Raw genomic sequence first — 24,037 nt, 5'->3', positions numbered from 1 at the left:
TCGTCGTGCCCACGACGGAAACCGCCCTCCTCCGAACGATGCAGAGGAGGGCGGTTTCCGTCGTGGGTGCCGGTCAGGCGCCGAGCAGCTTGCGCACCCGGCCGGCGCCGACCGCGAGGAGCAGGGTGGGCAGGCGGGGGCCGGTCTCGCGGCTGACGAGGAGCTTGTAGAGCAGGGCGAAGAAGGAGCGCTGGGCCAGCTTCAGCTCGGGGGTGGGCTTGGCGTCGGGCGTGAGGCCGGCCATGACCTTGGGGACGCCGTAGACGAGGGTGGTCAGGCCGTCGAGGGACCAGTGGGTGTCGAGGCCCTCGAGGAGCAGGCGCAGGGATTCGCGGCCTTCGTCGTCGAGGGAGGCGAGGAGTTCGGTGTCGGGCTCGTCGCGGACGATGGTGCGCTGGTCGGCCGGGACCTGGGTGGTGATCCAGTTCTCGGCGCGGTCGAGGCGGGGCCGGACCTCGTCGAGGTCGGTGACCGGGTTGTCCGGGTCGAGGTCGGCGAGGATGCGCAGGGTCTGCTCGTCGTGGCCGGCGGTGATGTCCACGACGGAGGCGAGCGTCCGGTAGGGCAGCGGGCGGGGCGTGCGGGGCAGCTCGCCGGCGGCGGTGCGGACGGCGCGGGTGTGGGCGGCGGCGTCGGCGGGCAGGACGGTGCCGTCGGCGACCTTGGCCTCGAGCTTGTCCCACTCGTCGTAGAGCCGCTGGATCTCCTGGTCGAAGGCGATCTTGAAGGACTGGTTGGGGCGGCGGCGGGCGTAGAGCCAGCGCAGGATCTGGGGCTCCATGATCTGCAGGGCGTCGGCCGGGGTGGGGACGCCGCCGCGGGAGGAGGACATCTTGGCCATGCCGCTGATGCCGACGAAGGCGTACATGGGGCCGATGGGCTGGACGCCGTCGAAGATGCCGACGATCTGGCCGCCGACCTGGAAGGAGGAGCCGGGCGAGGAGTGGTCGACGCCGGAGGGCTCGAAGATCACGCCTTCGTAGGCCCAGCGCATGGGCCAGTCGACCTTCCAGACCAGCTTGCCGCGGTTGAACTCGCTCAGCTTGACGGTCTCGGCGAAGCCGCAGGCGGTGCAGGTGTAGGCGAGTTCGGTGGTGTCGTCGTCGTAGGAGGTGACGGTGGTGAGGTCCTTCTCGCAGCGGCCGCAGTACGGCTTGTACGGGAAGTAGCCGGCGCCGGATCCGGAGCCGTCGTCCTCGCCGGCGGCGCCGGAGCCCTCGGCGGCCTCGAGCTCGGCCTCGTCGACGGGCTTCTGGGACTGCTTCTTGGGCGCCTTCTTGGTGCGGTACTGGTCGAGGATGGCGTCGATGTCGCCGCGGTGGCGCATGGCGTGCAGGATCTGCTCGCGGTAGACGCCGGAGGTGTACTGCTCGGTCTGGCTGATCGGGTCGTACTCGACGCCGAGCTCGGCGAGGGCTTCGACCATGGCGGCCTTGAAGTGCTCGGCCCAGTTGGGGTGGGGCGAGCCGGCGGGCGCGGGGACGGAGGTCAGCGGCTTGCCGATGTGCTCGGCCCAGGACTCGTCGATGCCCGCGACGCCGTTGGGCACCTTGCGGTAGCGGTCGTAGTCGTCCCAGGAGATCAGGTGGCGGACCTCGTGGCCGCGGCGGCGGATCTCGTCGGCGACGAGGTGCGGGGTCATGACCTCGCGCAGGTTGCCGAGGTGGATGGGGCCGGACGGGGAGAGGCCGGAGGCGACGACGACCGGTTTGCCAGGCGCACGTCGCTCCGACTCGGCGATGACCTCGTCCGCGAAACGGGAGACCCAGTCGGTCTCGGTGCTGCTCTGAGCCACGGTCGGTTCGTCCTTCTTCCTTGTTTCCTCGAAGCCTCGAAGGCCTGACAGGTCTACGTGAGTCATTCTCCCAGACGGAACGACGCGGTCCGAGGTTGTCCACAGGTCGGGCTTCGTCCACAGGCGGCGAAAACACGTTGCCCGCCCATGGGACACTTGACAAGCGAAATAGACCACCGGGACACCCGGACTCGACACAACAGGAACGGAAGCTCATGGCCTCGGTCCCTTCCCTCGCTTCGACCGTGCAGCAGCGCCTCGCGGAAGGCCTCTCGGCAGCCCTGCCGGAGGCCGGTTCCGCCGATCCGCTGCTGCGACGAAGCGACCGGGCCGACTTCCAGGCCAACGGCATCCTGGCGCTCGCCAAGCGGCTCAAGGGCAATCCGCGTGAGCTGGCGACGAAGGTCGTGGAGTCGATTCCGGCGAACGACGTCCTGAAGGAGATCGAGGTCTCCGGCCCCGGCTTCCTGAACATCACCGTGTCGGACGCGGCGATCATCGACACGCTGGCGGCGCGCGCCGCCGACGACCGGCTCGGTGTGCCGTTCAACCCGGCGGCCGGCACGACCGTGATCGACTACGCCCAGCCGAACGTGGCGAAGGAGATGCACGTCGGTCACCTGCGGTCGGCGGTCATCGGCGCGGCGATGGTCGAGATCCTGGAGTTCACGGGCGAGAAGGTGGTCCGGCGCCATCACATCGGCGACTGGGGCACCCAGTTCGGCATGCTCATCCAGTATCTGATCGAGCACCCGCACGAGCTGGACCACAAGAGCGAGGGCGCGGACGCGGAGGTCTCCGGCGAGGAGGCCATGTCCAACCTGAACCGGCTCTACAAGGCCTCGCGTGCGCTGTTCGACTCCGACGAGGAGTTCAAGACGCGGGCGCGGGCGCGGGTGGTCGAGCTGCAGGCGGGCGACGAGGAGACGCTGGCCCTGTGGCAGCGGTTCGTCGACGAGTCGAAGATCTACTTCTACTCGGTCTTCGAGAAGCTCGACATGGACATCCGTGACCCCGACATCGTCGGCGAGTCCGGCTACAACGACATGCTGCAGGAGACCTGCCGGCTGCTCGAGGAGTCGGGCGTGGCGGTGCGTTCCGAGGGCGCGCTGTGCGTGTTCTTCGACGACGTGAAGGGCCCGGACGGCAACCCGACGCCGCTGATCGTGCAGAAGTCGGACGGCGGCTTCGGCTACGCGGCGACGGACCTGTCGGCGATCCGCGACCGGGTGCGGAACCTGAAGGCGTCGACCCTGCTGTACGTGGTGGACGCGCGCCAGTCGCTGCACTTCAAGATGGTCTTCGAGACGGCCCGCCGGGCGGGCTGGCTGAACGACGAGGTGAAGGCCGTCCAGCTGGCCTTCGGCACGGTCCTGGGCAAGGACGGCAAGCCGTTCAAGACCCGTGAGGGCGAGACGGTGCGGCTGGTGGACCTGCTGGACGAGGCGATCGAGCGGGCCTCCGCGGTGGTCCGCGAGAAGGCGCAGGACCTCTCCGAGGAGGAGATCGCCGAGCGCGGCACCCAGGTGGGCATCGGCGCGGTGAAGTACGCGGACCTGTCGACGTCGGCGGCGCGGGACTACAAGTTCGACCTGGACCAGATGGTCTCGCTGAACGGCGACACCTCGGTGTATCTGCAGTACGCGTACGCGCGTATCCAGTCGATCCTGCGCAAGGCGGGCGACGCGAAGCCGGCGGCTCATCCGGAGCTGACGCTCGCGGTGTCGGAGCGGGCGCTCGGCCTGCACCTGGACTCGTTCGGCGAGCTCCTTCAGGAGACCGCCGCGGAGTACGCGCCGCACAAGCTGGCCGCGTATCTGTATCAGCTGGCGTCGCTCTACACGACGTTCTACTCGGAGTGCCCGGTCCTCAAGGCCGACACTCCGGAGCAGGTCGAGAACCGGCTCTTCCTCTGCGACCTGACCGCCCGGACCCTGCACCAGGGCATGGCCCTGCTGGGGATCCGGACGCCCGAGCGTCTCTGACGCTCAGCCGCGGACGGTGACGGTGACGGCCATGCCCACGGGTGTGGCCGTCACTGTGTGACCCAGGTGCCCTTGTCGGGCCAGTAGCCGTACGTCGGCCGGCCTTCGATCGCGCTGGTACGGAAGGGCTGGCCGCCGTCGTCCACGCGGACCCGGCCCTTCTGCGTGCCGCTGCTCCAGTCGAGCTCCAGGTACCAGGAGGCGACGTGTTCCTCGGTGTGCACGTCGAGGTTGAAGACCTGCGGATCGCCGGTGGCGACCTTGTACGGGAAGTTCTTCGCGGGCACCACGCGGTCTCCGTCCTGTCCGGCGACCGGCTTCACGTAGGGCCGGGGCGCGTCGAGGTCGATGTCGAAGGTCTGCGGGGTGATTCCGCTGCCGCAGCCGTCGCCCATGGAGTACGCGGCCCGGTTCAGGGGCTTGTTGCGCTCCACCATCCGGACGTGGAGGGCGGTGAGGACGACGGGTTCGCGGGTGCGGCCGGTGACGGTGATCTGGAGCTGCATGTGGCCGCCGTCGATGCCGTCGAGCGCCCGGGCCCAGCCGCGGGTGTCCTGTGGCGGGGGCGGCGGCGGGACGTGGCTGGGGTCCTGGTCCAGGAGGTAGTACTGGCCGCAGGGTTCGGCCCAGTTGTAGGAGCTGATGCCGGCGTTGAAGGGTGCGGGCGAGGCGGTCTCGGTGGCCGGGCCCCGGCCGTCGTCGCGGCTGTCGGCCGGGCCGTCGCCGATGCAGCCCACGACGTAGGCGGTGGGCACGGCGAGGGCCACGACGGCGGCGGCGGCGAGTGCGCCGCGCAGTGGTTTGCGGGAGGGCGCGGCGGGTGTTTTCGCCGCCGGCGGGCCGGCGAGGAGCAGGGGCGGGTCCTGGGGCGCGGGCGTAGGTCCCGGCGCGGGCTCGCGCCCGGCAGCGGGACCGGCCTCGGGACCGGCCTCGGCAGCGGGATCGGCCTCATCAGCGGGTCCGGGCTCGTGGGATCGGTGGCCCGCGGGCGCGTCCGGCGCCGGCGCCGGCTCGGGTGCCCGGCTCGCGGGGCCCCGTCGGCGCGCCTCGTCGGCGACGATCCAGGCGCGGTGCAGTTCGACGAGTTCCTCGCGGGAGGCGCCGCACAGCCGCCCGAGGCGCTCCACGGGTGCGAACTCGGTCGGTACGGCGTCACCGTTGCAGTAGCGGTGGAGGGTGGAGGTGCTGACGTGGAGCCGGTTCGCGAGGGCTCCGTAACTGAGCCCGGACCGTTCCTTCAGGGCGCGCATGCGTGCCGGGAAACCGTCCCCCGTGGTCAAGCCCATCCCCGCCTCTCCCCGTCCCGTGTTCCGGAAACGCATTCCAGGGCGCCGCGTTGTCGCAGGTCAGCGGCGTGAATGCGTTCCACCGTCCCTCATTGTCCCGTGCCGATTGCCGGTGGATCACGCCGACCCGCAGGCTTTGAGTCATGCCGAACAGCCGCGTCACCGACGCCCTGGCCTTCGTGGTGCTCGTCGTCTGCACCGTGGCCGTGATCGTTCTGCTCGACCACCACTGACCGCACCACGGGGGAATCCGCCATGCGTACCGTCGTCCGCCGCCTCGCCCTGCCCGCCGCCGTCGTCTCGGCGGCCCTCGCCCTGACCGCCTGCCAGTCGCACGACGGCCCCGCGTCCGCCGTCGCGCCCGAGGAGTCGGCCACGGCGTCCGTTCAGCCCGTCGCTCCCACCACGGCTCCGCCCGGCGGGCCGAGCACGGCCCCGAGCGCGGCCGGGAGCACCGCTCCGGGCGCCGCACCGACGGCCGCGCCCGGGGGCAAGGGGACGGCCCGGCCCACGGCCAGGCCGGGCGCCGCGAACCCCGGCGCCGCCAACCCCGGCGCCGCGAAGCCGGGCGCGGCCCGTCCCGCCCCGGCGTCGGCCGGGAGCACTCCCTGCACGGCGGCCAACAGCAAGGTCGTGGCGAGCAAGGTGAGCCGCCCGGTCAACCACCTGCTGCTCACCGTCACCAATGTCGGCAGCCGCCCGTGCGACGCGCTGGGCGCCCCGTTCGTCGGCTTCGACGACGCCCAGGCCACCGTCAGGGTCGTCGAGGACAGCAAGCCGCAGGCCGTCGTCACGCTGCTGCCCGGGGAGTCGGGCTACGCGTCCCTGATCCTCACCGGTGAGCCGGGCGCCGGCACGCGGACGGTGCGGACGATCAAGGTCTATCTCACCGGCGAGAGCGGTACGACGGTGACGGCGCCGAGCGGAACGTTCGCCGACGACGGCGCCGCCGTGTCGTACTGGCAGCGGGACCTGCAGGACGCCCTCACCTACTGACCTGCCCCGACTCAGCGGCGGATCGGGTGGGACGTCCGCCCCGAGGCCTCGTCGATCTCGGTGTGGGCCTTCTGGAGCAGCTGCGAGGCGAGGTCCATGAGCGCGCGGGCGCCGGCGATCTCCTCGCCGACCCGCAGCTGCTCCGGGTCGGAGGGGTGGCGCATGGCGTTGCCGTGGGCGCGGCATTCCGTACCGTCGCTGAGCCGCACCATCGCCGCCGCCCGTGTCCGGTCGCCCTCCTCCTTGAACTCCATCTCGACGTGCCAGCCGACCAGCGTGTTCATCATGAGGACCACCTCCACGGAGGTACCTGTCGGGTACCTCTCCAGGGTGCATCCGCGGGCGCCCGGTCCGCGCGCTCAAAGGCGGGGCGCGCTCGAAGGCCCGGCAGGCTCAAAAGCCGGCTCACAGGCCCGGCAGGCTCAAAGGCCGGCGCGCTCGCGGGCCCGGCGCCGACCAGAGCCCCGGCGTGCTCAGAGCCCGCGTGCGAGCTTCTGCGCGACCTCCGTCGCCCAGTAGGTCAGGATCATGTGCGCGCCGGCGCGCCGGATGCCGGTCAGGGTCTCGAAGATCGCCTTGTCCCGGTCGATCCAGCCCTTCTCCGCCGCGGCCTCGACCATCGCGAACTCGCCGCTGATCTGGTACGCGGCGACGGGCACGTGCACCGCCTCGGCGACCTTGGCGAGGACGTCCAGGTACGGGCCCGCCGGCTTCACCATCACCATGTCGGCGCCCTCTTCGAGGTCGAGCGCCAGCTCCCGCAGGGACTCGCGCACGTTGGCCGGGTCCTGCTGGTAGGTCTTGCGGTCGCCGGTCAGGGAGGAGGCGACGGCCTCGCGGAAGGGGCCGTAGAAGGCGGAGGAGTACTTCACGGTGTAGGCGAGGATGGAGACGTCCTCCTTGCCGATGGTGTCCAGGGCGTCGCGGATGACGCCGACCTGGCCGTCCATCATTCCGGAGGGTCCGACCACGTGGACGCCGGCGTCGGCCTGGACCTGGGCCATCTCGGCGTAGCGCTCGAGGGTGGCGTCGTTGTCGATCCGGCCGTCGGCGTCCAGGACGCCGCAGTGGCCGTGATCGGTGTACTCGTCGAGGCACAGGTCCGACATGATCACGAGGTCGTCGCCGACCTCGGCCCGGACGTCGCGGATCGCGACCTGGAGGATGCCGTCCGGGTCGGTGCCCGCCGTGCCGGCCGCGTCCTTCTTGGCGTCCTCGGGCACGCCGAACAGCATGATCCCGGAGACGCCGGCCTCCACCGCCTCCACGGCGGCCTTGCGCAGGGTGTCCCGCGAGTGCTGGACGACGCCGGGCATCGTGGCGATCGGCACGGGCTCGGTCACGCCCTCCCGCACGAACGCGGGAAGGATCAGGTCGGAGGGGTGCAGCCGCGTCTCGGCCACCATCCGCCGCATGGCGGGCGTCGTCCGCAGCCGCCGCGGCCGCGCCCCCGGAAAGCTTCCGTACGAGTTCATGTCCCCGAGGCTACGCCCGCCCGCGCCCTCCACTTACAGACACCTTGTCGCCGTCCCGGCCCCCGGCACGGAGGCAGACGAACACCGGCCGACCCGCCCACGGACCCGCCCATGGGCCCGCCGCCCGCCCGTACCCGGGCCTCCCACCGCCCGCCCGCACACACGCCCATACACGCGCGGGGCGCGGGTTCCCCGAGGAACCCGCGCCCCGCGCGTCACAGGTCAGCTCACGTCGTCCGGCGGCGCCGCGCGCCCGGTCTGCGTTCGCTCGGCCGCGTGACCGGGTCGCCCGCCTCCAGCGCCGCGGCCCGGCGCCGCAGGCCGAACTCCGCGAGGGCCTCGGCCAGCTTGTGGACCGAGGGCTCCGGCGACAGGACGTCGACGCGCAGGCCGTGCTCCTCCGCGGTCTTCGCGGTCGCGGGGCCGATGCAGGCGATGACGGTCACGTTGTGCGGCTTGCCGGCGATGCCGACCAGGTTGCGCACGGTGCTCGACGAGGTGAACAGGACCGCGTCGAAGCCGCCGCCCTTGATGGCCTCGCGGGTGTCCGCCGGCGGCGGCGAGGCGCGCACGGTCCGGTAGGCGGTGACGTCGTCGACCTCCCAGCCGAGCTCGATGAGGCCCGCGACCAGCGTCTCGGTCGCGATGTCGGCCCGCGGCAGGAAGACGCGGTCGATCGGGTCGAAGACCGGGTCGTAGGGCGGCCAGTCCTCGAGGAGGCCGGCGGCGGACTGCTCGCCGCTCGGCACCAGGTCCGGCTTCACGCCGAAGTCGACGAGCGCGGCGGCCGTCTGCTCGCCCACCGCCGCGACCTTGATCCCGGCGAAGGCGCGGGCGTCGAGCCCGTACTCCTCGAACTTCTCCCGTACGGCCTTGACGGCGTTGACGGAGGTGAAGGCGATCCATTCGTAGCGGCCCGTCACCAGGCCCTTGACCGCCCGCTCCATCTGCTGCGGGGTGCGCGGCGGCTCGACGGCGATGGTCGGCACCTCGTGCGGCACCGCGCCGTAGGAACGCAGCTGGTCGGAGAGCGACGCGGCCTGCTCCTTGGTGCGCGGTACGAGCACCCGCCAGCCGAAGAGCGGCTTGGACTCGAACCACGCGAGCTGGTCGCGCTGCGCCGGGGCGCTGCGCTCGCCGACCACGGCTATCGCCGGCCGGTGGCCTTCGGGCGAGGGGAGCACCTTGCCCTGCTTGAAGACCTGGGCGATGGTGCCGAGCGTCGCGGTCCAGGTGCGCTGGCGGGTGGTGGTGCCGGCGACGGTCACGGTGAGCGGGGTGTCCGGCTTACGGCCAGCCGCCACCAGTTCACCGGCCGCGGCGGCGACCGAGTCGAGGGACGTGGAGACGACGACGGTCCCGTCGGAGGCGCCGACCTCGGCCCAGCAGCGGTCGTCGGCGGTCCGGGCGTCGACGAAGCGGACGTCCGTGCCCTGGGCGTCGCGCAGCGGTACGCCGGCGTACGCGGGCACGCCGACGGCGGTGGCGACGCCGGGGACGACCTCGAAGGGGATGCCCTCGGCGGCGCAGGCGAGCATCTCGCTGCCGGCGTTGCCGTCGAGGCCGGGGTCGCCGGTCACCGCACGGACGACCCGCTTGCCGCCCCTCGCGGCCTCCATGACAAGATTGGTCGCATCCCTCAACACGGGGACACCGGCGGTTGTTGACGCCTCGTCGACAACCGTCAGCTCAGGCGTGCTCACGCCCGCGCGCGCATGGCCGCGAACGACTTCGAGCACCTCCGGCTCGGCGATCAGGACGTCCGCTCCGGCCAGGGCCTCGACGGCCCGGAGCGTCAGCAGTCCGGGGTCGCCCGGTCCGGCGCCGAGGAAGGTGACGTGACCGTGGCCGGGGAAGGCGGCGGACGCGGGGCTGGTGGTCGGGCTGGTGGGGCTCAAAGTGCTCGCTCCCCCATAAGACCGGCCGCACCCTTGGCGAGCATCTCGTCCGCGAGTTCGCGTCCGAGGGCCACCGCCTCGTCGTAGGAGGTGGGTACGGGACCGGTGGTGGACAGCTGCACCAGCGTGGCGCCGTCGGTGGTGCCGACGATTCCGCGCAGGCGCATTTCGGTGACAACCTGCCCGTGACCGGGGCCGTCGGCCAGCAGGTCGGCCAGCGCACCCACGGGTGCGGAGCAGCCGGCCTCCAGGGCGGCGAGCAGGGATCGCTCGGCGGTCACGGCGGCCCGGGTGTGCGGGTCGTCGAGTCCGGCGAGCGCGGCGACGAGTGCGGCGTTCGACGCCGGGCACTCGACGGCCAGGGCCCCCTGGCCGGGGGCGGGCAGGACCGTGTCGACCGACAGGTGGTCGACCGACAGGGAGCCGGTGAGCTCCTCGGTTCCGCCGATGCGGTTGAGTCCGGCCGCGGCGAGGACCACCGCGTCCAGTTCTCCGTCGCGTACGTAGCCGACGCGGGTGTCGATGTTGCCCCGGATCGGAACGGTCTCGATGGTCAGGCCGTGGCTGCGCGCGTACGCGTTGAGCTGGGCCATGCGGCGCGGCGAGCCGGTGCCGACGCGGGCGCCGGCCGGCAGCGTCTCCAGCGTGAGGCCCGCCCGGGCGACGAGGACGTCGCGCGGGTCCTCGCGTCGCGGGATCGCCGCCAGCACCAGGTCGGGGTGCTGGGCGGTCGGCAGGTCCTTGAGGGAGTGCACGGCGAAGTCGACCTCGCCGGCGAGCAGGGCGTCGCGCAGCGCGGCGACGAACACGCCGGTGCCGCCGATCTGCGCGAGGTGCTCGCGGGAGGTGTCCCCGTACGTCGTGATCTCCACGAGTTCGACGGGCCGGCCGGTCAACTGCCGGACGGCCTCGGCCACATGGCCGGACTGGGCCATGGCGAGCTTGCTGCGCCTGGTCCCGAGCCTCAGTGCCCTCTCGGTCATACTCGCCCTCGGTTCTTGACGTCGCCGTCGTTCAGGTCGGCCCGGCTGACAGAGGCAACCGTCTCCGGGTCGAGGTCGAAGAGTGTCCGCAGTGCGTCGGCGTACCCGGCGCCGCCGGGCTCGCTGGCGAGCTGCTTGACGCGCACGGTGGGCGCGTGCAGGAGCTTGTCGACCACGCGGCGCACGGTCTGGGTGATCTCGGCGCGCTGCTTGTCGTCGAGGCCGGGCAGCCGGCCTTCCAGGCGGGCGACCTCGCCGGCCACCACGTCGGCGGCCATGGCGCGCAGGGCGACGACGGTCGGGGTGATGTGGGCGGCGCGCTGGGCGGCGCCGAAGGCGGCGACCTCGTCGGCGACGATGGTGCGGACCTGGTCGACGTCGGCGGCCATGGGCGCGTCGGCGGAGGCCTCGGCGAGCGATTCGATGTCGACGAGGCGGACGCCCGGCATGCGGTGGGCGGCGGCGTCGATGTCGCGGGGCATGGCGAGGTCGAGGAGGTGGAGGGGCGTGTCGCGGCCCTGCAGGGCGGTGTCGACGGCTTCGCCGGTGAGGACGAGTCCGGTGGCGCCGGTGCAGGAGACGACGACGTCGGCACGTGTCAGTTCGTCGCCGACGGCAACCATTTCGACCGCGCGTGCGGTCACGCCGGTGCTGCCGGGCTCGGTGAGGATCTCCGCGAGCCGTTCGGCGCGGGCGGCGGTGCGGTTGGCGATGACGATCTCGGTGACGCCGGCCCGTGCGAGGGTGGCGGCGGCGAGCGAGGACATGGAGCCGGCGCCGATGACGAGGGCGCGCTTGCCGCGGGCCCAGTCGTCGACGGGCGTGCCGTCGGCCAGCTGCTCGAGGCCGAAGGTGACGAGCGACTGTCCGGCCCGGTCGATGCCGGTCTCGCTGTGGGCGCGCTTGCCGACCCGCAGGGCCTGCTGGAACAGGTCGTTCAGGAGGCGTCCCGCGGTGTGCAGGTCCTGGCCGAGCGCGAGGGCGTCCTTGATCTGGCCGAGGATCTGGCCCTCGCCGACGACCATGGAGTCCAGGCCGCAGGCCACCGAGAAGAGGTGGTGGACGGCGCGGTCCTCGTAGTGCACGTAGAGATAAGGGGTGAGCTCCTCCAGGCCGACGCCGCTGTGCTGGGCGAGCAGCGTGGACAGCTCGGCAACGCCGGCGTGGAACTTGTCCACGTCGGCGTAGAGCTCGATGCGGTTGCAGGTGGCCAGGACGGCGCCCTCGGCGGCCGGTTCGGCGGCGAGGGTGTCGTGGAGCAGCTTGGTGCGGGCGTCGGCGGAGAGGGAGGCCCGCTCCAGGACGCTGACGGGGGCGCTGCGGTGGCTGAGGCCGACGACGAGGAGGCTCATGCGGGCATCACGGCGGGCATGTCCCCGTCAGGTCCCTTGCGGCCGCCGTCCTCGACGCCTCGGGAGGCGGAGGGTACGACGGCGCTGTCGGCGCCCGGCTCGGCGCCGGCGGCCCGGTCGGCGGCGAGGGCGGCGGTGGCCGCGCCGGTGTCGGCGGCGGTCTCGGCGCCCGGCTCCTCGCCGGCCTTGCGCTGCTCGTGGAAGGCGAGGATCTGCAGCTCGATGGAGAGGTCGACCTTGCGCACGTCCACGCCGTCGGGCACGGAGAGCACGGTCGGGGCGAAGTTCAGGATCGAGGTGACGCCGGCGGCCACGAGGCGGTCGCAGACCTGCTGGGCGACGCCGGCCGGGGTGGCGATGACGCCGATGGAGACGCCGTCCTCGTTGATGATCTTCTCGAGGTCGTCGCTGTGCTGGACGGGGATCCCGGCGACCGGCTTGCCGGTCACGGCGGGGTCGGCGTCGATCAGCGCGGCGACGCGGAAGCCTCGGGAGGCGAAGCCGCCGTAGCCGGCGAGTGCGGCGCCGAGGTTACCGATACCGACGATCACGACCGGCCAGTCCTGGGTCAGGCCGAGTTCGCGGGAGATCTGGTAGACGAGGTACTCGACGTCGTAGCCGACGCCGCGCGTGCCGTAGGAGCCGAGGTAGCTGAAGTCCTTGCGCAGCTTCGCGGAGTTGACTCCCGCGGCGGCCGCGAGCTCTTCGGAGGAGACCGTGGGAACGGACCGCTCCGAGAGTGCCGTGAGGGCACGCAGATACAGCGGAAGTCGGGCGACGGTGGCCTCGGGAATTCCTCGGCTACGGGTCGCCGGTCGGTGAGTTCGGCCAGTTGCCACGGTGCTCCTGCGGGATGAGCGGGGCTGCAGGCGGCCGTGTGTCCCAGGACCGCCCCGTCGAATGCAGGCTATGTCTTTGTGAACGCGTGCACAAAGATGGTGTCCGTTTTGTCTGGCCAAAGTGACCGGGGTCACGCGGCTGGTTCGCACCGGAACGGAACCGCGGAGCGCGTCGACGCGTTGAAAACCCGAAGGGGGCAAAGCCGCACACACTCCTCGTCGCTTCGCCCCCGAAACCCAACAAAACGTCGACGATGGTAGCCGTCTTTCGGTCACGCACCCAGTTCGCGCCGCAGCCGCCCGGCGTCCACCCGCCAGAAGGTGTGCTGCTCTCCGTCGACCAGGACGACCGGGATCTGCTCCCAGTAGGCGCGGTACAGCTCCTCGTCCCGGGTGATGTCCTTCTCCTCCCACACCGCCCCGGTCTCGGCGCACACGGACTCGATCACCGCCCTGGCGTCGTCGCACAGATGACACCCCGGCCTGCCGATCAGCGTGACCGTGCGCGGGCCGCTCTTCTTCCTCGTACGTCCGAACATGCCGTCCATTCTGCGCGGCCCGCGCGGCAGGGCCGGCCACGAGTGCGTCGCCCGCTGTTCACACCACGGCATCCTCACGCCGTCGGGAAGGACCGAACAGACTGGCTATGCTCACCACATGGCCGCTCTGGGATGGCTCACCACCCGTAGGCGCTCCGCCACCGCGCGCAGCGTCCTGGCAGGCGAGGCCGCCGCCGAGGCGGCGCGCAAGACCTCGCGACAGCTCGAACGGGAGCGGGAGGAGGCCGCCGTCGAGGCGGAGCCCGCGGAACCGGACTTCCCCGTCCACGGCGACACCGAGGCCGCCGCCTTCTTCGACCTCGACAACACCGTGATGCAGGGCGCCGCGATCTTCCACTTCGGCCGCGGCCTGTACAAGCGGAAGTTCTTCCAGCGCCGCGAACTGGCCCGCTTCGCCTGGGCCCAGATCTGGTTCCGGCTCGCCGGCGTCGAGGACCCCGAGCACATGCAGGACGCCCGCGACAGCGCCCTGTCCATCGTCAAGGGCCACCGCGTCTCCGAGCTGATGTCGATCGGCGAGGAGATCTACGACGAGTACATGGCCGACCGGATCTGGCCCGGCACCCGCGCGCTCGCCCAGGCGCACCTGGACGCCGGGCAGAAGGTGTGGCTGGTGACCGCGGCCCCGGTCGAGACCGCCACGATCATCGCCCGGCGCCTGGGCCTGACGGGCGCGCTCGGCACGGTCGCCGAGTCCGTCGACGGCGTCTACACCGGCAAGCTGGTCGGCGAGCTGCTGCACGGGCCGGCCAAGGCCGAGGCGGTGCGCGCGCTGGCCGCCGCCGAGGGCCTCGACCTCGCGCGCTGCGCCGCCTACAGCGACTCGCACAACGACATCCCGATGCTCTCGCTGGTCGGGCATCCCTACGCGGTGAACCCGGACGCCAAGCTGCGCAAGCACGCCAGGGAACGCGAGTGGCGGCTGCGCGACTACCGGACCGGCCGCAAGGCGGCCAAGGTCGGCATCCCGGCCGCCGCGGGCGTCGGCGCGCTGGCCGGCGGCACCGCCGCCGCGCTCGCCCTGCACCGCCGCCGCCGCTGACCTCTCCCGGCCGGGCGGCGCCGGGGCGTCGGCGCACGCCGCAGCCGCAGGCCGCACGCCGTGCGCGGATCATGGCGATACGTTTCGGCCGCGACCGTCTGCGACAACCCGGGACCGGCGGCCCTCACCCTTACGTGGTCGAACACCTCGCGGACCACGACTCACGGGCATTCCGCACTCCCTACCCGACAGCGGCCCCGATCACTCCCCCGCCCCGCACTTGAGCACAACCCAGCCTGCCGCTGATCACACTCGGAAGTAAACCGATCAGCAATCGGTCACGAAGTGCGACTTGTTCCGCCCGCAAGCGGTAACAGATGCGACGGAATCGATGATTTGAGCAACTGGGTGTAGCGCTGCCTGTACGAAGCGTTATTCTCCTCAGACGCACAACGGACCCACACTTCGCCACCATGAGTGAACGGTCCCGCACTGCACGTGATGGAAGCTCTGCCTCTGGGAGTCCCGTGTACCCACACGTCGGGGTTGACGCCTCGGGCCTGGCTACGCTGCGCGCAACGGTCCTCGACCACTTGCGCGGCTTCGTCCCCACCGCGTACGCCGGCCTCGCACCCGCCTTCGCCGGACCGGCACCCGCCGGTCCCTGCTACGCCCTTGCCGAGAGCGGTGCCGCCGTCGGCAGACGCGGCACTCGGGGCGGCGCCGGGACCTCGACCGCCGCCGCCCGCCGGCCCACCGCCGACAGCGACAGCGCCCGCATGATGGACCTGGTCGAACGCGCCCAGGCCGGGGAGGCCGAGGCCTTCGGCCGCCTCTACGACCAGTACAGCGACACGGTCTACCGCTACATCTACTACCGGGTGGGCGGGAAGGCGACCGCGGAGGACCTCACCAGCGAGACCTTCCTGCGCGCCCTGCGCCGCATCTCCACCTTCACCTGGCAGGGCCGCGACTTCGGCGCCTGGCTCGTGACGATCGCGCGCAACCTGGTCGCCGACCACTTCAAGTCCAGCCGCTTCCGCCTCGAGGTCACCACCGGCGAGATGCTCGACGCCAACGAGGTCGAGCGCAGCCCCGAGGACTCCGTCCTCGAGTCGCTCTCCAACGCCGCCCTCCTCGACGCCGTCCGCCGCCTCAACCCCCAGCAGCAGGAGTGCGTGACCCTGCGCTTCCTGCAGGGCCTGTCGGTCGCCGAGACCGCCCGGGTCATGGGCAAGAACGAGGGTGCGATCAAGACCCTCCAGTACCGGGCCGTCCGCACCTTGGCCCGGCTCCTCCCGGACGACGCCCGCTGAGCGCTCCGCGCCCCCCACACGCGCCGCCGCCGACCGTCCCGCCGTCCACGCCGTCCCCGCGATCCGCTCGCCTCCCGCGCTCCCCGTTCCCCCTCTCCCCCCACGTCCCCACCACATCAGTCCAACTCACAGTCGGTGACGCCTCGATGACGCACTGGTCCGATCATCTTTCGCGCGTAACCCAAGTGCCGCGCCGCTCGTTGTGCGAAATGCAGGCTCCCTGTGGTCACGCCATGTCCACTTCCACTCACTCTTTCGTGTGGATGCGTTCAAGGTGTGCAACCTTCCGAACCCCCCGGGGAGTCGACCGTCATGACGAGAGGAGGTGCCGCCAGTGATCGCGAACGTTTCGGCGCACCGGCGGGCGAACGCCTTCGCCCAGGCCCTGGAGGATCGGACGTCCGAGGGCGCGGCGGCCGAGCAGCCCGAGGCGTCGGCCGAACCAGCCGATCAGACACGGCTGTTGGCCCTGGCGAACGGTCTCGGCGAACTGCCGAAGCCGCAGATGGACCCCGAGGTCAAGGTGGTGCAGCGGGCACAGCTCGTCGCCGCCATGGAAGCGATGCTCGCGGAGGGGAGCGCCGGAGCGGGCCCTACCGTGCCGGAGCAACGGGCCTCCGGCGGCAAGGGGGCCCACCGGGCCTCCCCGCTGAGGAAGTTGCGGCCGCGCTCCCGCTGGACCAAGGGCCTCGCCGCCGGCGGTCTGACCGTCGGTGTGGCCGCCGGAGCGTTCAGCGGCGTGGCCGCTGCCAGCTCCGACGCCCTGCCCGGTGACTCGCTCTACGGGCTGAAGCGCGGCATGGAGGACATCAAGCTCGGGATGGCGGACGACGACGCCGACCGGGGCGGGATCTATCTCGACCAGGCCTCCACCCGGCTGAGCGAGGCCCGCAGACTGATGGAGCGCGGCCGGGCCGGCGACCTCGACCACGAGTCGCTCGGCGAGATCCGACGCGTCCTCGACGGCATGAAGCACGACGCCGCCGAAGGCCACCGGCTGCTCCGCCAGGCCTACGAGCGGGACGGCGAGATCGGCCCCATGGCCCGGCTGAACTCGTTCGCCCAGGCCCACCGGGCCACCTGGGACGGACTGCGCGGCCGGCTTCCGGTCCAGCTGTCCGACGTGGGCAACGCGGTGAACGACGTCTTCGACGCCATAGACGAAGAGGTCGAGCCGCTGCAGTCCGTGCTTCCGCGCACCCCCGAGCGCGGCCCCCTCGGTTCCGGCGGCCCGAGCACGCCGCGAAACACCCCGTCGGCCGACCCGAAGCACTCCCACACCCCGCCCGCCGCTCCTTCCCAGGGCGGCGATCCCACCCAGCCCAGGCCCTCCGGCTCGGGCTCGGGCACACCGAAGGACGACGGCCTCCTCGGCGGCACGGCCGACCTGCTCAACCCGCCCCACACGGGCCCGAGCACCGGCCCGTCCGGCGACGAGTCGGCCCCGCCGGTCCCGGACGTCACGATCCCGCCGATCCTCCCGGGCCTGCTGCCGGGCCTCGGCATCGACAGCAGCGACGCGAGCTGACCCGGTCACGGGAAGGGGGCGCCACCCGCCTGGGCGGCGCCCCCTTCCCGTACGGCCGGAAAGTCCCGTACGGCCGTAAAGCGCTGTTCAGCCGGAAAGCCCCGTGCCGTCAGAAGAACACCGACCGGCGCTGCACCAGCAGCTTGTACAGCGTGTGCTGGATCTGCTCGCGGACCTGATCGGTCAGGTTGAACATCAGCATCGGGTCCTCCGCCGCCTCCAGCGGATAGCCGTCCGTCGGGATCGGCTCGCCGAACTGGATGGTCCACTTCGTCGGCAGCGGCAGCGCGCCCAGCGGCCCCAGCCACGGGAAGGTCGGCGTCAGCGGGAAGTACGGCAGACCGAGGACCCGGGCCAGCGTCTTGGCGTTGCCCAGCATCGGATAGATCTCCTCCGCGCCCACGATCGAGCACGGCACGATCGGCACTCCCGCCCGCAGCGCCGTCGACACGAAACCGCCGCGCCCGAACCGCTGGAGCTTGTAGCGCTCGGCGAACGGCTTCCCGATGCCCTTGAAGCCCTCCGGCATCACGCCGACGATCTCACCGGCCCGCAGCAGCCGCTCCGCGTCCTCCGCGCAGGCCAGCGTGTGACCCGCCTTGCGCGCCAGCTCGTTGACCACCGGCAGCATGAAGACCAGATCGGCGGCGAGCAGCCGCAGATGACGACCGGCCGGGTGATGGTCGTGCACCGCGACCTGCATCATCAGGCCGTCCAGCGGCAGCGTCCCGGAGTGGTTGGCGACCACCAGGGCGCCGCCCTCCTTCGGGATGTTGTCGACGCCCTTCACCTCCACCCGGAAGTACTTCTCGAACAGCGGGCGGAGCAGCGACATCAGGACCTGGTCGGTGAGCTCCTCGTCGTAGCCGAACTCGTCGACCTCGTAGTCGCCCGTGACCCGCCGCCGCAGGAAGGCCAGCCCGCCCGCCAGCCGCCGCTCCCAGTTGCCGTTGCCGGCCGCCTCGGCCGGGGGCCTGGGCGGCGTGGCGGGCCCCTCGGGCGCCTGCTGGGCCGGCAGGGCCCGTACGGCGGCCTCACGGCCGTCCACGGCGGGCCTGCGGCGTGCCCGGGACCGGTCGTCGTCGAACGGAATGACCTTGGCGTCCGCCATCGCGATCTGGGCTCCTATCCAGCCGGCTGTGAGGTCGATGAGGAAGCGAGCCGCCCGGCGAGCCGGTCGACGGCTCCCGCGAGCAGCTCCGGCGGCAGCAGCCCAGGGCCCTGGCTGCGCGCGAAGTCCGCGAAGGCCTCCGCGGTCGTGTAGCGGGGCTCGAAGCCGAGCGTCTCGCGCATCTGCACGGTGGACACCACCCGGCCGTGGGTCAGCAGCCGGATCTGCTCCGGCGCGAAGTCCGTCACCCCGACCGTACGCAGCGCCTGACCCACCCAGGTGACCGCCGGCAGCAGCACCGGCACCGTCGGCCGCCCGAGCCGCCGCGCGCACTGCGACAGCAGCAGCACCCCGTCCCCGGCCACGTTGAACGTGCCGCTGTTGAGGGTGGCCCGGCGCGGCTCGCGCGCCGCGAGCTCCAGGACGTCCATCACGTCGTCCTCGTGGACGAACTGCAGCCGCGGGTCGTAGCCGAGGACGGTCGGCAGCACCGGCAGCGCCAGGTACTCGGCGAGCGGGGAGTCCACGCGGGGCCCGAGGATGTTCGCGAAGCGCAGCACGCACACCGCCACGTCCGGCCGGCGCCGGGCGAAGCCCCGTACATAGCCCTCGACCTCGACCGCGTCCTTCGCGAAGCCGCCGCTCGGCAGCGACTTGGCGGGCGTCGTCTCGGTGAAGACGGCCGGGTCGCGCGGCGCGGAGCCGTACACGCTCGTACTGGACTTCACCACGAGCCGCTTGATCCGCGGCGACTTCTGGCAGGCGCCGAGCAGCTGCATGGTGCCGATGACGTTGGTCTCCTTGACCGACGTGCGGCCGCCGGAGCCGAGCGCCGTCCCGGTGACGTCCATGTGGACGACCGTGTCCACGTCGTGCCGGGCCAGGATCTTGGCGACCGCCGGCTGCCGGATGTCCGCGCGGACGAACACCGCCGCGCCGAGCGGATGCGGAGACTCCACCGCGTCCACGGCGATCACCCGATCGACGTCCGGGTCCCGCTGCACGCGGCGCACGAAACGGGCACCGAGATGCCGGGCCGCACCGGTGACGAGCACGACCTTGCCCAAGAGAAGCGCCTTCCGTCGGTCCGTCGGTCTTCGATCGGTGTTCCGCTGCCCGCCACCGTAGCGCCTCCGCATGACGGCGCAACAAAAAGCGCGGCCCGCCACCGAAAGAACGGTGACGGGCCACGCCTCACGCGGAACGCTGTCGTTCCGGCGTCGCTTACTTCTTGTTGCGACGCTGAACGCGCGTGCGCTTGAGCAGCTTGCGGTGCTTCTTCTTCGCCATCCGCTTACGCCGCTTCTTGATAACAGAGCCCACGACTACCCTCGCTCACTTCTCGGAACATCCCCGCGCCAGCGGGGATCGGTGCGGGGCGTCTGGGCCCACACGACCTACGAGGGGCTAGCCTACCGCCCCGAGCGACGCGCTTGTAATCCGAGGTCCACCGAAGGTTCCGGCGAAGGGTGGGCGAAGGGCCGGCCGCACGCGGCCCGGGCTCCCGGCTCCGCGCTCGCTACGCGGTCGCCACCCCCACGAAGGACTCCTTCAGGTACTCGTGAACCGCCTGTTCCGGCACCCGGAAGGACCTGCCCACCCGGATCGCCGGCAGATGACCGCTGTGCACCAGCCGGTACACGGTCATCTTCGAGACGCGCATCACCGAGGCGACCTCCGCCACGGTCAGAAACTTCACCTCGTTGAGAGGCCTGTCGCCAGCAGCCATGACCCACCTGTACCTTCCGCACGCGACGCCCACCGGCTTCCCCTCCGGTGACTCTTCGTCGCTGAGCGCTCACGCCCAGAGTAGGGGCGGGTGGTACGAGTGGGGAAGAGGAGCTGCGATCGGCCGTTTACCGTGACAGACGGGCTCGATTGAGTACATAGCGCGTGAGTGGACGGTAGTAGTCCGCCCGGACGCCGTCATCAAGCGGAACGGCCACCGACACCTGCCCCTCCGCCTCCCCGACGAACAGCGCAGGATCGTCCGTGTCGGCGAGCCCGATCGCCTCGATACCCAGCTGACCTGCCCCGCAGACCCAGCCGTGGTCCCCGACCACCAGCTCCGGAAGCGGCCAGCCGCCCTCCGCCGCGCTCTCGAGCGCCGCCCTGACCGGCAGCGGCGAATGCGAGTGCGCCCCGGGCTCGCGCCCCGCAGCCGGCAGGTCCGGTTCTCGCACCAGCGCGACACCCCGTACGTAGTCCAGGAGGTACGTGCGTACGCCGAACCGGGTCGTTATGTCGACACATCGCCCCTGCGCCGGGGTGAGAACAAGACATCCCGCCGCCGACAAAGCGTCTGCGAGAGCGGCGTAGAAACCGAGCAGCCGGTGCGGATGCCCCGTCCCGAGGAGCACCGGAGCCCGCCGCGCCGCCGCCGCCCCGAGCCGCTCCGCGAACGCCGCGAGCCCGCTCAGCGTCCGCTCCGGATCGATCACGTCGAGGCCCGAGCGGTGCGCCGGATCACCCGAGACCCCGCACTTGTCCGCCATCAGACGCAGCAGTTCGCCCTCGTCCCAGGCCCAGGCCGGGTCGAGCCCCAGCGTCACCCGCGGGTCGCGCAGGGCGAACAGCCGGTAGCTCCGCAGACTCGCCTCGCGCGAGGTCGTCACCGTCCCGGCCAACCCCGCCGCCAACAGATGCGCCCGCAGCGCCCCGGTACTCAGCACCCTCCGATGCTCCCCGACGGCCCCCGACGAGGAGTCAAAACCCGGTGGGGACCGCACAGTCGGCGTAACGGCCGCACGGCCCGTACGAACGCTTCAAGCCAGGGCTCAGGCCAGCAGCCCGCGCAGCGGGAACACCGCCCGCCGCGTCGCCAGGACCGCCTGGTCGAGCCGGTCGGCCGGGTCGTAGCCCTCCGCCCAGTCCCGCCAGGTCACCGGCCACCGCCCGTCCGTCATCCGGCCCGGCCCCAGCTGCCGCGTCCGCGCGTACACCTCGTCCCGCCACGAGGACGGGATCACCGACTCCGGATCCACCGGCGCGTGCGCCGCGATGCCCACCAGATGCGTCCACGACCGCGGTACGACGTCCACCACCGCGTAACCACCGCCGCCGAGCGCCAGCCACCTGCCGCCCTCCACATGGGCGTGCGCCAGCTCGTGACACGCCTCCTGCACCGCCCGCTGCGCGTCCAGCGACACCGCCAGATGCGCCAGCGGATCCTCGAAGTGCGTGTCCGCGCCGTGCTGCGTCACCAGCACCTGCGGCCGGAAATCGGCGATCAGCTCCGGCACCACCGCGTGGAACGCCCGCACCCAGCCCGCGTCCCCGGTCCCCGCCGGCAGCGCCAGATTGACCGCCCCGCCCTCGCCCGCGCCGGCCGCGCCCGTCTCCTCCGGCCAGCCCGTCTGCGGGAACAGCGTCCGCGGATGCTCGTGCAGCGAGATCGTCAGGACCCGCGGATCGTCCCAGAACGCCGCCTGCACACCGTCGCCGTGGTGCACGTCCACATCCACGTACGCCACCCGCTCCGCGCCCAGCTCCAGAAGCCGCGCGATCGCGAGAGAGGCGTCGTTGTAGATGCAGAAGCCCGACGCGGCGCCCGGCATCGCGTGGTGCAGCCCGCCCGCGAAGTTCACCGCGTGCGCCGCGTCCCCGCGCCACACCGCCTCCGCAGCGCCCACCGACTGCCCGGCGATCAGCGCCGACACCTCGTGCATGCCCGCGAACGCCGGATCGTCGACCGTGCCGAGCCCGTACGCCTGGTCCGCCGACCGCGGATCCGCAGACGCCGCCCGCACCGCCGCCACGTAGTCCTCGCGGTGCACGAGCCGGAGCGTCGAGTCCCCGGCCGGCTTCGCCGCCACCACGTCCACCGCCCGGTCGAGCCCGTACGCCCGCACCAGCCCCATGGTCAGCGCGAGCCGCACCGGATCCATCGGGTGCTCGGACCCGAAGTCGTAACCCGTGACAGCTTCATCCCACATCAACAGTGCGCGGCCGCTCATGCCCGCCACCGTATCGGGCCGGCCGAGAACCGAACGACGTGGCATACACCACCGTCACCAGGACCAGCACCATCGGCACCAGCATGGCCCCGCGATACGTCCACGCGTCACCCAGCGCGCCGACCAGCGGCGAGCCGATCAGGAAGCCCACGTAGTTGAAGACGTTCAGCCGCGCCACGGCCGCGTCGCTCGCCCCGGGGAAGAGGCGGCCCGCCGCGGCGAAGGTCTGCGGCACGATCACGCTCAGCCCGAACCCAAGCAGCGTGAAGCCGGCCATGCCCGCCCAGGCCCCCGGCGCCGCCGCCACCACCGCGAACCCGAGCGCCGCGAGCACCGCCCCGCACCGCACCACCAGGACCGCCCCGAAACGCCGCACGCCGAAGTCCCCGACCGACCGGCCGAGCAGCGTCGTCACCATGTACGCGTTGTACGGCACGGTCGCCAGCTCCTCCGAGCTGTGCAGCACGTCCTGGAGGTACTTCGCCGACCAGTTGGAGACGGTCGAGTCGCCGATGTAGGCGAAGGTCATCACCAGGCACAGCGGCAGCAGCAACCGGAACGCGATCCCGCCGCCCTCCTGCGCTCCTTCGGCCGCGTCCGCCGCCCGGCTCCGTGGCGGCTGCCCGTCCACGTACCAGCGGCTCCCGGCGAACGCGACCGGCAGCAGCACGGCGACGACCGGCAGGTACGACACGAACAGCGGCAGATGCCAGTGCGCCCCGGCCCAGGCGAGCGAGGCACCGGCGATGCCGCCGAGGCTGTACGAGGCGTGGAAACCGAGCATGATGCTCCGGCCGTACGCCCGCTGGAGGCTCACGCCCAGCATGTTCATCGACGCGTCCAGCGCACCGACCGCGAGCCCGAACACGCCGAGCGCCACGGCCGCCGCCCACAGCTCCGACCCGGCGCCGACACCCAGCAGCGCCAGCAGCACCACGGGCTGCGCCCAGCGCAGCACCGCCGACGGGCCCACGCGGGCCACCAGCTTCTCGGTGACCACGCTGGACACGCCGGCGAGAACGGGCACGGCCGCCAGGAAGACCGGCAGCAGCCCGTCGGATATCCCGTACCGGTCCTGGATCGCCGGTATTCGGGTCACGAGCAGGGCGAAGGTGACGCCCTGCACGAAGAAACTGACCGCCAGGGATCCCCGCCCACGCCGCAACCGCGCATCTGTCATGGCGGCACAGTAGGGCCGGGACCTACCGAGCGGTAGATGGATCACATCCCCAATGTGGCGGGCAGCGCGTCCATCCGGTCGAAGTAGCCGCGCGCGCCCGCGAGCCGCTCCCTGGGCATCATGGCGGTGAAGCCGTACACGTCCATGCCGGCCGCGATCGCCGCCTGGACTCCGAGGACGCTGTCCTCGACCACCACGCACCGCTCGGGCGCCACGCCCATGCGGGCGGCGGCATGCAGGAAGAGGTCGGGCGCCGGCTTCCCGCGGCCGACGTCCTCCGCGCTGAACACGATCTCCTCCGGGAACCACACGTCGAGCCCGGTCTTGCGGTGCCCGACCCGGATCCGCTCATGGCTCCCGGACGACGCGACGCAGTACGGCACTCCGGCCTCGTGCAGCTTCTTGAGGACGTCCTCGACGCCTTCGACCGCCTCCAACTCCCGCTGGAAACCGGCGAAGACGCGCTCGTGGAAACGCGCGTCGAAGTCGTCGGGCAGCGGCCGGCCGGTCCTGGCCTCGATCAGCTCGTGCACGCGGTGCATGGCCGATCCCATGTAGTCGCGGATCGATTCCTCGTACGTGGTGGGGTGCCCGAGCTCCGTGAGGTAGCCGGCCAGGATCGTGTTGGAAATCGACTCGCTGTCGACGAGCACACCGTCGTTGTCGAAGATGACGAGGTCATAGCGCATGACGTCACCCTAAACGCAGAAAAGCCCCGCACCAGAGGTGCGGGGCTTTCCCACAATGATTGTTCGGCGGCGTCCTACTCTCCCACAGGGTCCCCCCTGCAGTACC

22 protein-coding genes are annotated in these 24,037 nt (G+C 71.9%); 5 read left to right on the top strand and 17 right to left on the bottom strand.

The window, feature by feature from the left end; all coding sequences use genetic code 11:
* Positions 1-73: 73 nt before the first annotated feature.
* Positions 74-1,795 carry a lysine--tRNA ligase gene (gene lysS / locus ACIGO8_RS31975; RefSeq protein WP_399737948.1) on the bottom strand — a complete coding sequence of 574 codons (1,722 nt, stop codon included), beginning with the start codon at positions 1,793-1,795 and terminating at the stop codon, positions 74-76.
* Between the two features lie 215 nt (positions 1,796-2,010).
* Here lysS and argS point away from each other — a divergent pair, with 215 nt between their 5' ends.
* Positions 2,011-3,780 (top strand): arginine--tRNA ligase, encoded by a 1,770-nt coding sequence (gene argS, locus ACIGO8_RS31970; RefSeq protein WP_399737946.1) that lies wholly within the window; start codon positions 2,011-2,013, stop codon positions 3,778-3,780.
* A gap of 50 nt (positions 3,781-3,830) precedes the next feature.
* On the opposite strand, the gene ACIGO8_RS31965 is transcribed toward argS, so the two are convergent.
* On the bottom strand, positions 3,831-5,066 hold the full coding sequence (locus tag ACIGO8_RS31965) for a helix-turn-helix domain-containing protein (protein WP_399737944.1): 1,236 nt from the start codon (positions 5,064-5,066) through the stop codon (positions 3,831-3,833).
* 255 nt (positions 5,067-5,321) lie between these two features.
* On the opposite strand from ACIGO8_RS31965, the gene ACIGO8_RS31960 reads away from it, so the two are divergent.
* A complete protein-coding gene (locus ACIGO8_RS31960; protein ID WP_399737942.1) occupies positions 5,322-6,062 on the top strand; it encodes a DUF4232 domain-containing protein in 741 nt (246 codons plus the stop codon).
* 11 nt (positions 6,063-6,073) lie between these two features.
* Here the strand turns inward: ACIGO8_RS31960 and ACIGO8_RS31955 are convergent, their stop codons facing one another.
* From ACIGO8_RS31955 to ACIGO8_RS31925, 7 genes are all read right to left on the bottom strand, one after another.
* Complete coding sequence (locus ACIGO8_RS31955) at positions 6,074-6,346, bottom strand: DUF1876 domain-containing protein (protein WP_399738054.1); 273 nt, start codon at positions 6,344-6,346, stop codon at positions 6,074-6,076.
* Between the two features lie 189 nt (positions 6,347-6,535).
* Positions 6,536-7,537, bottom strand: coding sequence for a porphobilinogen synthase (gene hemB / locus ACIGO8_RS31950; protein WP_399737940.1), 1,002 nt, complete (start codon positions 7,535-7,537; stop codon positions 6,536-6,538).
* Positions 7,538-7,764: 227 nt separating this feature from the next.
* On the bottom strand, positions 7,765-9,435 hold the full coding sequence (locus tag ACIGO8_RS31945; RefSeq protein ID WP_399737938.1) for a uroporphyrinogen-III synthase: 1,671 nt from the start codon (positions 9,433-9,435) through the stop codon (positions 7,765-7,767).
* The gene (hemC, locus tag ACIGO8_RS31940; protein WP_399737936.1) at positions 9,432-10,418 is read right to left on the bottom strand and encodes a hydroxymethylbilane synthase; all 987 of its coding nucleotides are present in this window, start codon (positions 10,416-10,418) and stop codon (positions 9,432-9,434) included. The genes ACIGO8_RS31945 and hemC overlap by 4 nt, the downstream gene beginning before the upstream one ends.
* Positions 10,415-11,770: a glutamyl-tRNA reductase gene (locus ACIGO8_RS31935; RefSeq protein ID WP_399737934.1), complete on the bottom strand. Its 1,356-nt coding sequence runs from the start codon at positions 11,768-11,770 to the stop codon at positions 10,415-10,417. Before ACIGO8_RS31935 ends, hemC begins: the two co-directional genes overlap by 4 nt.
* Complete coding sequence (locus ACIGO8_RS31930; protein ID WP_399737932.1) at positions 11,767-12,609, bottom strand: redox-sensing transcriptional repressor Rex; 843 nt, start codon at positions 12,607-12,609, stop codon at positions 11,767-11,769. Before ACIGO8_RS31930 ends, ACIGO8_RS31935 begins: the two co-directional genes overlap by 4 nt.
* 272 nt (positions 12,610-12,881) lie before the next feature.
* Positions 12,882-13,157, bottom strand: coding sequence for a glutaredoxin family protein (locus ACIGO8_RS31925; RefSeq protein WP_399738051.1), 276 nt, complete (start codon positions 13,155-13,157; stop codon positions 12,882-12,884).
* Positions 13,158-13,266: 109 nt separating this feature from the next.
* Between ACIGO8_RS31925 and ACIGO8_RS31920 the strand changes: the two genes are divergently transcribed.
* The 3 genes from ACIGO8_RS31920 to ACIGO8_RS31910 all read left to right on the top strand — a co-directional run bounded on the left by ACIGO8_RS31920 (position 13,267) and on the right by ACIGO8_RS31910 (position 16,995).
* On the top strand, positions 13,267-14,211 hold the full coding sequence (locus ACIGO8_RS31920) for an HAD family hydrolase (protein ID WP_399737930.1): 945 nt from the start codon (positions 13,267-13,269) through the stop codon (positions 14,209-14,211).
* A gap of 467 nt (positions 14,212-14,678) precedes the next feature.
* Positions 14,679-15,467 (top strand): ECF subfamily RNA polymerase sigma factor, BldN family, encoded by a 789-nt coding sequence (locus ACIGO8_RS31915; RefSeq protein WP_399737928.1) that lies wholly within the window; start codon positions 14,679-14,681, stop codon positions 15,465-15,467.
* Between the two features lie 334 nt (positions 15,468-15,801).
* Positions 15,802-16,995: a DUF5667 domain-containing protein gene (locus ACIGO8_RS31910; RefSeq protein ID WP_399737925.1), complete on the top strand. Its 1,194-nt coding sequence runs from the start codon at positions 15,802-15,804 to the stop codon at positions 16,993-16,995.
* A gap of 109 nt (positions 16,996-17,104) precedes the next feature.
* Here the strand turns inward: ACIGO8_RS31910 and ACIGO8_RS31905 are convergent, their stop codons facing one another.
* The 8 genes from ACIGO8_RS31905 to ACIGO8_RS31870 form a co-directional block, all read right to left on the bottom strand.
* A complete protein-coding gene (locus tag ACIGO8_RS31905) occupies positions 17,105-18,106 on the bottom strand; it encodes a lysophospholipid acyltransferase family protein (protein WP_399737923.1) in 1,002 nt (333 codons plus the stop codon).
* Between the two features lie 14 nt (positions 18,107-18,120).
* Positions 18,121-19,173: an NAD-dependent epimerase/dehydratase family protein gene (locus ACIGO8_RS31900; protein ID WP_399737921.1), complete on the bottom strand. Its 1,053-nt coding sequence runs from the start codon at positions 19,171-19,173 to the stop codon at positions 18,121-18,123.
* A gap of 157 nt (positions 19,174-19,330) precedes the next feature.
* Positions 19,331-19,429 carry a 30S ribosomal protein bS22 gene (locus ACIGO8_RS31895; protein WP_003948845.1) on the bottom strand — a complete coding sequence of 33 codons (99 nt, stop codon included), beginning with the start codon at positions 19,427-19,429 and terminating at the stop codon, positions 19,331-19,333.
* Between the two features lie 196 nt (positions 19,430-19,625).
* Complete coding sequence (locus ACIGO8_RS31890; RefSeq protein WP_365348487.1) at positions 19,626-19,835, bottom strand: helix-turn-helix domain-containing protein; 210 nt, start codon at positions 19,833-19,835, stop codon at positions 19,626-19,628.
* Between the two features lie 127 nt (positions 19,836-19,962).
* Positions 19,963-20,778: a phosphatase gene (locus ACIGO8_RS31885; protein WP_399737918.1), complete on the bottom strand. Its 816-nt coding sequence runs from the start codon at positions 20,776-20,778 to the stop codon at positions 19,963-19,965.
* A gap of 105 nt (positions 20,779-20,883) precedes the next feature.
* Entirely contained in the window at positions 20,884-22,062 is a 1,179-nt protein-coding gene (locus ACIGO8_RS31880) for an acetoin utilization protein AcuC (protein WP_399737917.1), read from the bottom strand.
* Complete coding sequence (locus ACIGO8_RS31875; protein ID WP_399737915.1) at positions 22,031-23,242, bottom strand: MFS transporter; 1,212 nt, start codon at positions 23,240-23,242, stop codon at positions 22,031-22,033. Before ACIGO8_RS31875 ends, ACIGO8_RS31880 begins: the two co-directional genes overlap by 32 nt.
* Positions 23,243-23,283: 41 nt before the next feature.
* The gene (locus tag ACIGO8_RS31870) at positions 23,284-23,931 is read right to left on the bottom strand and encodes an HAD family hydrolase (RefSeq protein ID WP_399737912.1); all 648 of its coding nucleotides are present in this window, start codon (positions 23,929-23,931) and stop codon (positions 23,284-23,286) included.
* Positions 23,932-24,037: the final 106 nt, after the last annotated feature.

Origin of the sequence: Streptomyces sp. NPDC053493, from assembly GCF_044544825.1 — a bacterium.
Lineage (GTDB): Bacteria > Actinomycetota > Actinomycetes > Streptomycetales > Streptomycetaceae > Streptomyces.
The sequence above is the reverse complement of the archived record's forward strand: the minus strand, read 5'-3'. Positions and strand labels throughout refer to the sequence as shown.

Excerpts from the sequence above, each read along its gene's own strand:
- ACIGO8_RS31955 (WP_399738054.1), bottom strand. The coding sequence starts at position 6,346 with ATGAACACGCTGGTCGGCTGGCACGTCGAGATGGAGTTCAAGGAGGAG.
- ACIGO8_RS31870 (WP_399737912.1), bottom strand. The coding sequence starts at position 23,931 with ATGCGCTATGACCTCGTCATCTTCGACAACGACGGTGTGCTCGTCGAC.
- ACIGO8_RS31965 (WP_399737944.1), bottom strand. The coding sequence starts at position 5,066 with ATGGGCTTGACCACGGGGGACGGTTTCCCGGCACGCATGCGCGCCCTG.
- ACIGO8_RS31960 (WP_399737942.1), top strand. The coding sequence starts at position 5,322 with ATGCGTACCGTCGTCCGCCGCCTCGCCCTGCCCGCCGCCGTCGTCTCG.
- ACIGO8_RS31890 (WP_365348487.1), bottom strand. The coding sequence starts at position 19,835 with ATGGCTGCTGGCGACAGGCCTCTCAACGAGGTGAAGTTTCTGACCGTG.
- ACIGO8_RS31920 (WP_399737930.1), top strand. The coding sequence starts at position 13,267 with ATGGCCGCTCTGGGATGGCTCACCACCCGTAGGCGCTCCGCCACCGCG.
- argS (WP_399737946.1), top strand. The coding sequence starts at position 2,011 with ATGGCCTCGGTCCCTTCCCTCGCTTCGACCGTGCAGCAGCGCCTCGCG.
- hemB (WP_399737940.1), bottom strand. The coding sequence starts at position 7,537 with ATGAACTCGTACGGAAGCTTTCCGGGGGCGCGGCCGCGGCGGCTGCGG.
- ACIGO8_RS31925 (WP_399738051.1), bottom strand. The coding sequence starts at position 13,157 with ATGGACGGCATGTTCGGACGTACGAGGAAGAAGAGCGGCCCGCGCACG.
- hemC (WP_399737936.1), bottom strand. The coding sequence starts at position 10,418 with ATGACCGAGAGGGCACTGAGGCTCGGGACCAGGCGCAGCAAGCTCGCC.
- ACIGO8_RS31935 (WP_399737934.1), bottom strand. The coding sequence starts at position 11,770 with ATGAGCCTCCTCGTCGTCGGCCTCAGCCACCGCAGCGCCCCCGTCAGC.
- ACIGO8_RS31875 (WP_399737915.1), bottom strand. The coding sequence starts at position 23,242 with ATGACAGATGCGCGGTTGCGGCGTGGGCGGGGATCCCTGGCGGTCAGT.
- ACIGO8_RS31880 (WP_399737917.1), bottom strand. The coding sequence starts at position 22,062 with ATGAGCGGCCGCGCACTGTTGATGTGGGATGAAGCTGTCACGGGTTAC.
- ACIGO8_RS31905 (WP_399737923.1), bottom strand. The coding sequence starts at position 18,106 with ATGGCGGACGCCAAGGTCATTCCGTTCGACGACGACCGGTCCCGGGCA.